General features: G+C 59.8%; 10 protein-coding genes. 3 read left to right on the top strand and 7 right to left on the bottom strand.

Features of this window, described 5'->3' with window-relative positions; translation table 11 throughout:
- Nucleotides 1-47: 47 nt before the first annotated feature.
- Together polA and ABVS03_RS03820 are read right to left on the bottom strand one after the other, a co-directional pair.
- Nucleotides 48-2,747 (bottom strand): DNA polymerase I, encoded by a 2,700-nt coding sequence (gene polA, locus ABVS03_RS03815; protein WP_368018100.1) that lies wholly within the window; start codon nt 2,745-2,747, stop codon nt 48-50.
- 150 nt (nt 2,748-2,897) lie between these two features.
- Nucleotides 2,898-4,988 (bottom strand): glutamine synthetase III, encoded by a 2,091-nt coding sequence (locus tag ABVS03_RS03820; RefSeq protein WP_330971249.1) that lies wholly within the window; start codon nt 4,986-4,988, stop codon nt 2,898-2,900.
- A 688-nt stretch (nt 4,989-5,676) separates the two neighbouring features.
- Between ABVS03_RS03820 and ABVS03_RS03825 the strand changes: the two genes are divergently transcribed.
- Nucleotides 5,677-5,952 (top strand): hypothetical protein, encoded by a 276-nt coding sequence (locus ABVS03_RS03825; RefSeq protein ID WP_368018101.1) that lies wholly within the window; start codon nt 5,677-5,679, stop codon nt 5,950-5,952.
- A 223-nt stretch (nt 5,953-6,175) separates the two neighbouring features.
- Here ABVS03_RS03825 and ABVS03_RS03830 read toward each other — a convergent pair whose 3' ends face one another.
- On the bottom strand, nt 6,176-6,661 hold the full coding sequence (locus ABVS03_RS03830) for a hypothetical protein (RefSeq protein WP_368018102.1): 486 nt from the start codon (nt 6,659-6,661) through the stop codon (nt 6,176-6,178).
- 121 nt (nt 6,662-6,782) lie between these two features.
- Here ABVS03_RS03830 and ABVS03_RS03835 point away from each other — a divergent pair, with 121 nt between their 5' ends.
- The gene (locus ABVS03_RS03835) at nt 6,783-6,965 is read left to right on the top strand and encodes a transposase (protein ID WP_368018103.1); all 183 of its coding nucleotides are present in this window, start codon (nt 6,783-6,785) and stop codon (nt 6,963-6,965) included.
- A 969-nt stretch (nt 6,966-7,934) separates the two neighbouring features.
- Here the strand turns inward: ABVS03_RS03835 and ABVS03_RS03840 are convergent.
- From ABVS03_RS03840 to ABVS03_RS03855, 4 genes are all read right to left on the bottom strand, one after another.
- Nucleotides 7,935-8,474, bottom strand: a complete 540-nt coding sequence (locus ABVS03_RS03840; protein ID WP_368018104.1) for an HdeD family acid-resistance protein — start codon at nt 8,472-8,474, stop codon at nt 7,935-7,937.
- A gap of 117 nt (nt 8,475-8,591) precedes the next feature.
- Nucleotides 8,592-9,719, bottom strand: a complete 1,128-nt coding sequence (locus ABVS03_RS03845; protein ID WP_330972497.1) for an ABC transporter substrate-binding protein — start codon at nt 9,717-9,719, stop codon at nt 8,592-8,594.
- A 169-nt stretch (nt 9,720-9,888) separates the two neighbouring features.
- Nucleotides 9,889-10,422, bottom strand: a complete 534-nt coding sequence (locus ABVS03_RS03850) for a DUF308 domain-containing protein (protein ID WP_368018105.1) — start codon at nt 10,420-10,422, stop codon at nt 9,889-9,891.
- Nucleotides 10,423-10,532: 110 nt separating this feature from the next.
- On the bottom strand, nt 10,533-11,108 hold the full coding sequence (locus ABVS03_RS03855; protein ID WP_368018106.1) for a manganese efflux pump MntP family protein: 576 nt from the start codon (nt 11,106-11,108) through the stop codon (nt 10,533-10,535).
- Nucleotides 11,109-11,251: 143 nt separating this feature from the next.
- On the opposite strand from ABVS03_RS03855, the gene ABVS03_RS03860 reads away from it, so the two are divergent.
- Entirely contained in the window at nt 11,252-12,205 is a 954-nt protein-coding gene (locus ABVS03_RS03860; protein WP_368018107.1) for a hypothetical protein, read from the top strand.
- Nucleotides 12,206-12,271 lie beyond the last annotated feature (66 nt).

The following is a 12,271-nucleotide window of genomic DNA, read 5'->3' on the forward strand; positions in this document are numbered from 1 at the left end:
ACATCCTCCGGGTGCTGGCGCTGGAAATCGTCGAACGATGCCATTCCCTACTTCGCCTCCGCCCAGTTCGCACCATAGGAGACTTCGGCAATCAAGGGCACGCGGAGCTCTGCCACGCCTTCCATCGTCTCCTTCACGAGCTGGGAGAGTGCCTCGATCTCGTCTTTCGGCACCTCGAAGTCCAGTTCGTCGTGAATCTGGAGGACAAGCTTCGATTTCAGGCCCTCTGCTGCAAGCTTCTTCGGCACTTCCACCATTGCCATCTTGATGATGTCAGCAGCGGTGCCCTGCATCGGGTGGTTCATGGCCGTACGTTCGGCAAACGAGCGACGCTGGAAGTTCGAGCTCTTGATATCGGGCGTATAGCGGCGCCTGCCATAGGCAGTCAGTGCATAGCCCTTCTCGCGTGCGAACTGGATGCACCAGTCGAGATAGGTGCGCACGCCCGGGTAGACCTCGAAGTAGCGGTCAATCATCTGCTGTGCTTCGGCACGGGAGATCTTGAGCGACGTCGAGAGGCCATAGGCCTGCTGGCCATAGACGATGCCGAAGTTCACGGCCTTGGCACGGCTCCTCTGGGCAGGCGTGACCTCCTCGACTGGCACGTTGAAGACACGTGCTGCGGTCTGGCGGTGGAAATCGGCCCCGGAGCAGAAGGCATCGATCAGATGCTCATCGCAGGAAAGATGTGCCAGGAGCCTGAGCTCGATCTGCGAATAGTCGCAGGCCAGAAATACCGAGCCCTCAGGCACTGTGAAGGCACGGCGTACCCTGTGGCCAAGCTCAGAGCGGGTCGGGATGTTCTGGAGGTTCGGGTCGGAGCTCGAGAGGCGTCCCGTAGCTGCGACGGTCTGGTTCAAGGTCGTATGGATGCGGCCATCCTTGCGGATGTCTTCCGGCAGGGCGTCGAGATAGGTCGAGCGGATCTTGTTGCGCTCGCGGTAGTCGAGCACCTCGCGCACGATCTCGCTCGTCTCGGCAAGGTCGGAAAGCACCTTCGCATTCGTGGAATAGAAGCCCTTGCGCGTCTTCTTGAGGCCGGCTGTGGGCAAGCCCAGCACATCGAAGAGCACATGGGAGAGCTGCTGCGGCGAGTCGATATTGAAGTCCTCGCCTGCCTCCTCGTGGATCTTCTCTGCCATAGCATCGATCTCGGAACCAAGCTCCTGGCTCTGGCGGGCAAGCTCTCCTGCGTCTGCATGGAGTCCTGTCCTCTCCATCTGGAGGAGCACCGGCAGAAGCGGCATCTCCACCTCGCAGAAGAGCTCATCGCACTCATCCTCCTTGAGATGCTTTTCGAGCTCGGGCACGAGGAGCTGGGACCCATAGGCTTCGAGTGCGGCCGCCGGCGCCTTGTCAGTCGGCTCAGGCAGAGGAGCCGAGAGCACACGGGAGCAGATGTCAGGTACGAGATAGGAGACGCCTTCCGAGCGCAGCAGGTAGTCTGCAACGCCGACATCGAAGATGCGGGAAGGGTCTATCTCTTTAGCTTCCACTTCGGCAGCATCTGCCGAGTCATAGGGGCACACGAAATGGAGAAGCGCCTTCACATCTCCTGCGGCAAGCTTCCCCTCATGTACAAGGCGGCAGAGCGCCTCTTCGCACGCATCTCCCTCGAAGCGCATGAGGACCGCATCGGTTGCTGCCCAGAGCACGCGCTTCGGAGCATCCGAGAATAGGTCGAGCGACATCTGCTTCTTGTCCTCGAGAGGCTCAAGTGCACATCCTACCCACGAACCATCCTTGATTGCCTTGTCGAGTGCTGCCTCTGCCTTCTTGCCCGTGACGACAGCTGGAAGCTCCAGCGCGGCAGGCTCTGCCGGCACCTCGGCACCCTTCCCCTCGAGCTCGATGAGCCTTGATGTCATGCCCGTGAATCCGAGGTCGCCGAAGGCCTTTGCGACCTTGGCCGGGTCGAACGTCGGGAACTTTGCATCGGCGAGGTCGATATCGATCGGTGCATCGCGCCTGATCGTCGCGACCTTGCGGGAAAGGAGCGCATCATCGATGTGTGCCCTCAGGTTCTCCCCCATCTTGCCTTTGACCTCGTCGGCGTGTGCCACGACGTTGTCGAGGGTGCCGTACTTGACGATCAAGGCTGCTGCCTTCTTGGGGCCGATGCCGGGAACGCCCGGGATGTTATCGGACGTATCGCCCTTGAGTCCATAGAAGTCAGGCACGAGATCGGGGGTGATGCCGTGATAGAGGTCGTCCACCGATTCCGGCGTCATGATCTGCACGTCGGAGACGCCCTTCTTCGTCGAGACGATCTTCACATGGTCCGTTGCAAGCTGGTACATGTCGCGGTCGCCCGTAAAGAGGAGCATATCGTAGCCCTCATCCTCGCCCTTCTTGGCAAGGGTGCCCAAGATATCGTCACCCTCCCAGCCTTCGCATTCGCAGACCGGCACATCGAGGGCGCCCAGAAGCTCCTTCACCATCGGGAACTGCTCGTGGAGCGCTTCGTCCATGGGAGGGCGCTGCGCCTTGTACTGCGGCAGCATATCGATCCTCACCTGCGGCTTGCCCTTGTCGAAGGCACAGATGACGCCGTCAGGCTTGAACGTCTCGACCATCTTGATGAACATGTTGAAGAAGCCGAAGAGGGCATTCGTGGCACGTCCGTCCGGTGCGCTCATCGGCTGCATGATTGCGTGATAGGCGCGGTGCATGAGGGAATTGCCGTCAATCACGGCAATGCGGCGGCGCTTCTCTTCCGCTTCCTGGGTAGCTGCTTCTTCAGCCATGACTGACCTCCTGCTCGCTTGTTTTCCCCACCATTGTACCGGGAGAGGCGAGCACAGCCCTGTGCGAGAAGAGGTCTACATAGAGCAGCGCCCCCGGTTGCTGAGCAGCCAGGGGCGCCGTCATAAGCATTTGGGGGAAGAAATGCTTCCTTACACGTAGAAGAGCATCTTGTTGTAGGAGGGAACCGGCCAGTACTCGTGGCTGCAGATCTTCTCCATTGCATCGACATCGCTCCTGAGCTTTGCCATTGCGGGGATGACCTTGTCACGGTAGCCATCGTCCTCAGCCTGGATGTCATCCTCTGCCTTGACCTCGTCGTTCGTCTTCTCGAGCGCGTCAACGTCGGTGAGGATGGCATTGATGCCGTCAGTGAGGGTCTGGACGAGCTTCTTCTCGCCTGCAGCATCGATGCCGATGGCATCCTTCGTGGCCACGGTCTGCGCGATGTCTCCCGAGTAGTCGGAAAGCGCCGGCAGATACATGTGCCTGGTCATGTACACCATCGTGTTGACCTCGATGTTCAAAAGCTTTGCATACTGCTCGGCCTTCGCGATGTAGCGTGCATGGATCTCGGAGTCGGAGAGGACGCCGTACTTCTGGAAGAAGGCGATGTTCTCCGGCTTGATGAGGGCAGGAAGGGCATCAGGCGTGGACTTGAGATTCGGAAGGCCGCGGCGTGCTGCCTCCTCCTCCCACTCCTCGGAGTAGCCATTGCCGTCGAAGAGGATGCGCTGGTGGTCGCGGAACGTGTGGCGCACGAAGCGCATAGCGACGGTCGTGAAGTCCTCATCGGAGCGGTCGGCGACATAGTCGACGAAGCGCTCGCACTGCTCTGCGACAGCGGTGTTGAGGACGACATTCGGGTCGGACAGGTTCTGCTGGGAGCCGCACATACGGAACTCGAACTTGTTGCCGGTGAAGGCGAACGGAGACGTACGGTTGCGGTCCGTGTTGTCGCGCAGGACGTTCGGCAGGGCCGGGACGCCGAGATCCATGACCTCGCGGCCATGGTTCTCCGGCTCCTCCTTCTTGATGAGAGCGTCGACAATCGGCGTCAGTGCATCGCCCAGGAAGACGGAGATGATTGCGGGAGGCGCCTCGTTCGCGCCGAGACGGTGATCGTTGCCGGCAGAGGCGACAGAGAGACGGAGCAGGTCTGCGTGGGTATCGACAGCGGCGACCAGGCATGCGAGGAAGACGAGGAACTGGAGGTTGTCCTTCGGATCGTCGCCCGGCTCGAGCAGGTTCTTGCTGTCGGCACATACTGACCAGTTGTTGTGCTTGCCGGAGCCGTTGACATAGTCGAACGGCTTCTCATGCTGCAGGCACACAAGACCGTGATGGGATGCAAGCAGGCGCATCTTCTCCATCGTGATCAGGTTGTCGTCGATAGCAAGCGAGCCGCGCTCGAAGATCGGGGCAAGCTCATGCTGGCACGGTGCAACCTCGTTGTGCTTGGTCTTTGCCGGGATGCCGAGCTTCCAGAGCTCGTCGTCGAGCTCCTTCATGAACTCGTTCACGGTCGGACGGATGGAGCCGAAGTAGTGCTCCTCGAGCTCCTGGCCCTTGGCCGGCTCGCAGCCGAAGAGGGTGCGGCCCGTGAGGATCAGGTCCGGACGCTGCTTGTAGTCGTCCTCCTTGATCAGGAAGTACTCCTGCTCAGGGCCGACCGTCGTGAAGACACGGTGCGGATTCTGGCCGAAGAGGGCAAGCACGCGCTTCGCCTGCTTCTCGAGTGCGACCTCGGAACGCAGAAGCGGCGTCTTCTTGTCGAGGGCCTCGCCCGTGTAGGAGATGAAGGCCGTCGGGATGCAGAGCACCTCGTCCTTGATGAAGGCAGGAGAGGTCGGATCCCAGACCGTATAGCCGCGGGCCTCGAACGTGGCACGAAGGCCGCCCGACGGGAAGCTCGATGCATCCGGCTCACCCTGGACAAGCTCCTTGCCGCTGAAGGCCATGAGCACGGTGCCGTCTTCGCGCGGGTTGATGAACGAGTCATGCTTCTCGGACGTGATGCCGGTGAGCGGCTGGAACCAGTGCGTGTAGTGGGTCGCACCATGCTCGAGCGCCCACTCCTTCATCGCATGGGCAACCTCGTTCGCGATATCGATGTCCAGAGGATCGCCGTTCTTGATGACGGTCTGCAGCTTCTTGTAGGTCGGCTTCGATAGCCGTTCCTGCATGTCAGCATCGGTAAAGAGCAGACTGCCATACTCTGCTGTTACCTTGTCTGTTGCCATGTACGCCTCTCTCCCTTGAGCAAGTGGTACGTATCTGGTAGGCGGATGCAGCCAGTGGCCGCATCTGATGATTCAAAGACTACCGCCACATTGTTTCATCAAATGTTTTCTCATGTTTCCCACAGATAAAAGATTGCAGACCAGCACAAGACCGACACGTATCCACGATCCAAACAGAAAAGAGGCCCCGGTCCGATGGGCCAGGACCTCTGAGAGTTCGCTCATAAGGTTGCCGGATGGGTGGATGCGACAAGGACTCCGGGCAATGATCCAGCTGTCGGACATTCATACCTGTATGTATATGATGGCTGGAATGGAATGGCTTATATCGATTATAACTATCCAGGGTTTACATCTACCTTTGGGACTTTTTTCAGTGGTTAGAAACTAGGCTGCAGCAGTTTACTATTGGCATTATGGAAGGGCACTGATGCGAAAACAGATTGGTCTCATGCTTGCTGTCCCCTCGCTCATCCTGCTGTTACTCACATTATTGCTTGTACATCTCGCTGCTAGCGATCAAGGGGAAAAGCATAATCGAAGCGATGCCCTTCCTCCTATGCAGCTTGCCGGCACAGTCAGAAGGGTCACTCCCGGTATTCTGAATGAAGATGATACGTATCTCTATGTCGAGGTTACGAGCTGCAACTGGGATTCCCTTCCCCAGCCAGGTGAGACAGCCTGCCTTGTGTATACACCTGAGCGTCTCGAAGGCCCTGCTCCTGCTGCAGGAGACGCGATAACTGCTCTCGTAGACAAGGACATGGTCCATGCCACGATCGAGGGGGCGAGCCAGAATGTCGTTATCGTCTATTCGATCAGGACCATAGCCTACGCAGAAGAGCAGCAGCAAGCTGAACAGGAACGTCGACAGGACTACGAGAAAAACCGAAAGACCTATGAGGAACTAGATCGCAGGCTCAAAGAGCAAGTCCAGGCCATGCAGTCTCCGCAGCTTGGCTGACATTCTTTTCCATATCTCCCGCGCTTGTCCACAAGGAGGAAACCTGTTAGGGAAACGCTGAATAAATAGCGTCGCACTCGCGGGCTCCCGGCCGCACGGGATACCTCCAAGTGGGATAATAGGCATGTCTACCAGCGCAGATATCCTTCCGGAGGCATTCTGAGGTGGACCCCAATCTCCGCACACTGCCAGGCAGCGAGCCTTCCTGCATGCTCCATGGGGGTCAGCCATCCTGGACGCTCCTGCCCCCTGCGATCGCTGCAGCAGTCGGCGTGCCTGCCGGCAGACGCCATGGCCCCCTCGGAGGGAGATGCGCCGCGTCTCCCATCTGCTCCTCCATCCGTCCCCAGAAGCTCCCGATGCATGCACTGTCCCGGCAGCAGGCCCGCCTGGACATGGACTGCCGGATTCCGGGCTCCCTGGGCCTGTCCCGGCAGGCCCGTGCGGCATGGTGGGCGCCCCGATCCGAGCATGCCCAGATGTCGTCGGGAAGGACGAGCTCTCTGAGCTGGTCATATGTGTCCAGCACGAGCCTCTCCTCCATCGAGATGGAGCATTTTTGGGCAAGCAGCACATCTGTCTGGCAGTCCAGGATTCCGGACATGCAGACGAAGCCCTCGTCCATGCATGGGAGGCAGGCGATGTCGGTGGAGACGGCCTTGAGGGGAGCGCCGCGCCTGAAGTCCCTGTCCACGGCATTGGGCGCCACCTTGGGCTCCCGTCCTGGCCGATCGGGCCGCAGGGCCTCCTGCGCTTCCTCTCCCACACGATGCCGAACTTCCTCATGATGCGCTGCACCTTCCTGCGGCTCAGAGCGCAGGAAGGCGAGCGTGAGGGCCCATGTGGAGCACGTCTTCCACATCCTCAAGCAGACCTTCGGCTTTTCGAAGGCGCGCTGCCGGGGCCTGCGGAAGAACGGATGCAGGATGCGCATCCTCTTCACGGGCGCCAACATGTTCATGGTCGCAAGGGCAGGAAGGCAGGCAGACTTCCTGGGGCCCGCCATAGCCTAGCTGCCAGAAGGCGGGCCTCCAGGCGTCCGGAGCGGCCCTGCGGATGCCTGGAGGCGGATGCGGGCTGGTGCGCAGGGCATGGAGAAGGCCTGCGGCAGCCGCTCCGGCTGCTGCAGGAAAGCGGGATGCCGCTGCTCGCAATTGTTCAGCGTTTCCATAGCGCACCGCAATAATCGGCACCTGAAGATATGTGCTTAAAGCTCACTTGCTAGACAGTCTGCCCCAAAACTCGGTAGTGTGAAAAAGTTGGTGTAGAGGCCCGTTCTGGCCAGGCAGGGAGGCCGTCCTGAATCCGTCTCGCTGGGTGCTCATATGACCCGAACCCCTGTCAAGCGGCAATGCGGTCGCGGAAACAGGTCAGACGGCCCGATTGCGGCAGCGATGCAGGCCTCGTAGTCCTTGGAGGATCCCTTTCTCCTGGACTTTCCGGGTCCGTGCCCTGTCCCGGTGTCATCGGAGTGCATCCCGCCGGGCCATGCGCGCCCCAGCAGCACAGTACGGCATGGCCTCGATCCTGAACTACCGCGAGCAAGTGCCGCAGCCTCCCCGGATTCCTCAAGAATGAGCGGGAGCCGGATGAGCTGGTATCTGTTGCATCCCGCACCGGGCGCTGTTTCCTGATATGCGACCCCTGCGCCGCCAACCTTCTGTCCAGGTAGCCTGAGCGCCCTCTCTTTCGTTGTCTTGTCTATCCGAGGCTCCTTCCGCTTCGTGATGGACCGAGCTTGTTCCAAGGAGGCATAGGCGGCATTTCCGCCCGACGCAAAACCAATTCGTAGACCCAAATAAAGCTCGAAGGTTGCGACTGGTCGATATGCAGCAGGGCGACAGGGACTCGTTCAAGAAACAGAGGACCTCCGCCGTGCGTCGTGGATCAGGCTTTGGCTGCACGACCGGACTGCCGCATTATGGAAAGAGGCTCCGGCAATGTAGGCCAAGACCTCCGGATTATCGGTATTGCCGTGAGATTCAGGCGTCTTCGTGCTTCTTCATGCGGATGCCGTCGACGATGCTCATGACGCCTGCATAGACGAGAGTGACGCCTGCCACCATCATCGATACGCTTGCCATCATGAACGGCGACATCATGAGCAGAAGGCCCAGGAATGCCATGAGGAAGCCTCCGAACATGGCGCCGCCAGAACCGGAGACGCCGAGCATGCGCAGGGAGTTGGCAGCAAAGACGGAGTTGAAGCCGGCAATCATCACGTAGATGCCCAAAAGCACGAAGATCCAGGCTACGAAGAACTGCGGCCAGTTCACGACCAGGATGCCCAGGAGCAGCGCCAGAAGGCCGCCGTAGAAGTCGAGCTGCGAGAGCATGATGCTGAAGTGCGTGAATGCCATCACGAGGCCGCAGACGCCGAGCACGATGAGGACCCAGCCCGTGACCTCGGTCAGGAAGAGCGTTGCATTCGCTGGATGCGTGAATGCGACGATGCCCAGGATGATGAAGGCGATGCCAGAGAGTATCGCACCTGCCTTCGAACGCTGAAATCTGAATTCCATAGCTGCCCCTTCTCTCGAAGACGCACAAAGGGCGCCTTCAGGTATATCCTTGATGAGGCTCATACCCGCTTTGGCGCCCTTGAATCCGGCTTGTCGGTTTCAGTTCTTGTTTCGTATCTAGCGTTCGAAACGCGAGTCCGTGCCGCCTATGATGCCCATGATCTCCTGGACATAGGCAGTCGTGTGCTCCTTCGCGTTCTCGAAGTCGTAGTCCATCACATTGTCCGGGTTGAGCTTGTGCTTGCTCACCTGGGACGGCTGCGTCGCGTTGTCGATCACGAGGTTCTGGTAGGAGCCGTTCTTTGCACCGAGCTCGACGCACTCAGGCGAGAGCGCATACTCGAGCCAGAGCTTTGCGGCATTCGGATGCGCGCAGCCCTTGAGCGCAGCCGTAGCGCCGATCTCGTAGGAAACGCCCGATGTCGGCTGGACAAGCTCGATGTTCTCGTAGTGGTTGTCCTCGATCTGCGCAATTCCGTCGTGCAGGAAGCCGACAGCGATGACGCACTCCCCCGTGCCGAGGTTCTTGACTGGCATGGCGCCGACCTTCGTATAGACCTGGACGTTCTTGTCGAGCTGCGTCAGGTACTGCATGCCCTGGTCGTGCCCATAGAGCTGGACGATCGTGTTCATGAAGAGGCGCGCGGTGCCGCTCGTCTCGTAGTTTGCGGTCCAGATGAGGCCCTTGTAGGAATCGGAGAGCAGGTCTGGCCAGTCCTTCGGCGCATCTGCCCCGAGACGCTCGAGCTCCTCCTTGTTGTACATGATGCCCAAGAGTCCCTTGTAGATGCCGAACCAGTCGTTGTTCGAGGACATATAGGACTCGCTCATGAGGTGCGAGGAGTTCTTCGGCAGATAGGAGCTGTCGAACAGCTTCTCGTCCGAGACGATATTGTAGGGATCGGTCGTGCCGCCGAACCAGATGTCGTAGGTGGGAGCTCCGGCCTCAGACTCGATCAAGGACTGCGCCTCGCCGGTCGCGAGATGCTTGTAGTCGACCTTGATATTGTAGAGCTCCTTGAAGTGCGCAGCTGCTGCCTTCAGGTACTCCTCGCCACAGGAGCCGAGCACAGAGATCGAGCCCTCTGCCTGCGCTGCCTCGATGAGGTCAGACCCTGCACCGACCGGATCGGATGTGGTCGTCGTCGTGCCAGAGGATGAGCCCGAGCTGCAGGCAGCAAGTCCCAGAGCTGCCGCAAGCGTGCCGGCTGCACCGAAGAAGTCCCTGCGGGTGATATTGTCCATGGCCAACCCTTCCGATCCTGTGCCTATGCGCGGGCATCCTGTCTGTTCAGTGCCATTCTCCTACATTCGGAATGAGCCGGCAGCTGCCGGCCCCAGAATGCGCCAATTCTTCGGCAAGACGCCCGCCTGCTCATGTGCAGACGGGCGTCCAGCCAAGATTCCTTCTGTCCTACCGCTTCTTCGCGAAGCTCTCCTCCGGCATCTTCATCGATGCGAGGATCTGCGTGGAGCCCGCCACAAGAAGGGCCAGGCCCGAGATGATGCCGATCGCGTTGATGAAGGCGAAGGGAGCGATCGCCATGATTGCACCGAGGACGATATCGCAGATGCCGACAACCTTGTCGTGCGTGCCTGTGCCTTCCTTGCTCTCCTCGACCGCCGTGATGCCGCAGCCGATGACGGCAATGCCCAGGATGATGAAGACGATCACGATGAAGGCATCGGGAGCAAGGGTCAGGATCAGGCCGAGGACGACCTCGACGACGCCTGCGCTCACAAGCGCCGGGTCCTTCATCTTGTTGATGAAGACATCGACGAACTTCGTGATGCCGAGGACAAGCGAGACGATACCGACAAGGCGGACGATACCGAGGACGGCATCCTCGGTATAGCCGAGGCAGATGACGCCGAGAAGCGCAAGGAACGCGCCCGAGAGCAGCGTGCTCGACTTGCCGTGACGGAATATGCGTTTCAGGAAATCCATTGAGGAAAGCCTCCTTGAGGAAAAGCCAGCATTCATAAGCCAATTTGTGCCAGAGCCATTGTTACCCATTCGCCCACCTGCATAGACGGGCGCCCAGAATCCATACAGAGCTACAGGAAGCAGGCCTTGAGGCCGATAAGGATGAGGACACAGCCGCCTGCGACTTCGGCCCTGTCCCCCAGAAGCGTGCCGAGGCGGCGTCCGATGAAGAGCGCCACGATGCAGAACGCGAAGGTGGTGCAGCCGATGATGGCTGAGGAGGCCAGGATAGGCACGCCCTCGGCACGAAGGCTCACACCGACCGCGAAGGCATCGATAGCGGTGGCGATGGCCTGAAGGATCAAGGTCCAGACCGTAAGGTGCCGGCTTGTGTCGCCGCAGCATTCGCAGTCTTCCGGCTTCTCCTTCTTGAGCGACTTGATGCCTTCAATCAGCATGCTGGCGCCGATGATGCCCAAGATCACGAGGGTAACGATGCCTGCATATCTCTCGATGAGATCTGCCGCAAGGCCGCTCAGCACATAGCCGAGGCAGGGCATGAGCGCCTGGAAAAATCCGAAGAAGACCGGCATCAGGAACAGTCGGCGCCGCCGTTCATGGGTATAGGTACAAGCATCAGAGACAGTGACAGCAAAGGCATCTGCCGACAGAGCAGCACCCAGAAGGACGATCTCGGCTATGTTCACGCGTGGCCTCGAATTTCTGGCACCTGTTCTCGAGGCGCCTCCCGCAGCAGCAAAGTGCCTATTCTAGCCGCTTTGCCAGCTGAAAGGTGCCATATGGCCTTTGCTGCACGTTTCCATCAGATAAGCTGAAAGCGAGGTTCTTCATGCCTGCACTCATCACCCACAGCCTCTTTGCTAAGGAGACGCTCCCCTATCTGCCGCACGAGCTCTTCTCGAGCGGCGAAGAGCAGCGTGCCTATATCCTCGGCTCCCAGGGGCCCGATCCCTTCTTCTGCCGCTGGACAGGACCGGTCACCCACAACCACACCTGCCACGTGCTGGCAAACCAGATGCACGCCGAGAAGGTGGCAGCAGCGCTCGAATCCCTGCGTGCTGCTGTCCTGGCCCTGCCCAAGGAGGACCAGGGCATCGGCCGTGCCTTCACGGTCGGCCTCTTTGCCCACTACTGGCTCGACTCCCACGCGCACCCCTTCGTCTATGCAGAGCAGGAGGCGCTCGGTGCCCAGGATCCAGACCTTGTCTCCGCGCATAGCGAGGTCCATGCCGTGATAGAGGCCGATATCGACTCTTGGCTCCTGTGGGCAAGGAAAGAAGAAGGAGCAGAGACCGGCGAGGCAGCGCAGCGTGCCCTCGAGACGACGCCCCAGATCTCGCGCATAGGCTCTGCCCTCTTCTCCCAGACAGCGCACGAGGTATATGGCCTTCCGCTCGACGGCAAGCAGTATGGCCATGCCGTGCGCGACTATGCGCGCCTCTACCATGCACTCGAGCCGAAAGGCAGGCTCTCCGAAATCACGCTCACGAATGTTGAGGAACTTGCCCGCGAATATTCGATGCTCGCCTCCCTTGTGCATCCGGCACACCACGATACGTCCTGCGCTTCTGCCAATACGGAGCACCATGTCTGGAAGGATCCTGCTACCGGGAAAGAATCCACCGAGAGCTTCCTCGATGTCTTCGAGGCGGCCGAGAAGAGCTGGCCAGAGGCTGCAGAGGCCTTCCTTGCCGGCAAGGACCTCTTCCCTCTGACTGGCAACAGGAACTACAACGGCGACTTCATGTCCGAAGGAGAAGGCGCCCCTGATATCATCCGCTAGACACAAAAGACATGCCTGAGACAAGACGAGCGGCCCGGAGCCTCAAGACCCCGGGCCGCTCGCAAC

The organism is Olsenella sp. AGMB03486 (genome assembly GCF_040884255.1).
Taxonomy (GTDB): Bacteria; Actinomycetota; Coriobacteriia; order Coriobacteriales; family Atopobiaceae; genus Olsenella_L; species Olsenella_L kribbiana.

Coding starts and splice junctions, on each gene's coding strand:
- polA (WP_368018100.1), bottom strand. CDS start 2,747: ATGGCTGAAGAAGCAGCTACCCAGGAAGCGGAAGAGAAGCGCCGCCGC.
- ABVS03_RS03820 (WP_330971249.1), bottom strand. CDS start 4,988: ATGGCAACAGACAAGGTAACAGCAGAGTATGGCAGTCTGCTCTTTACC.
- ABVS03_RS03840 (WP_368018104.1), bottom strand. CDS start 8,474: ATGGAATTCAGATTTCAGCGTTCGAAGGCAGGTGCGATACTCTCTGGC.
- ABVS03_RS03845 (WP_330972497.1), bottom strand. CDS start 9,719: ATGGACAATATCACCCGCAGGGACTTCTTCGGTGCAGCCGGCACGCTT.
- ABVS03_RS03850 (WP_368018105.1), bottom strand. CDS start 10,422: ATGGATTTCCTGAAACGCATATTCCGTCACGGCAAGTCGAGCACGCTG.
- ABVS03_RS03860 (WP_368018107.1), top strand. CDS start 11,252: ATGCCTGCACTCATCACCCACAGCCTCTTTGCTAAGGAGACGCTCCCC.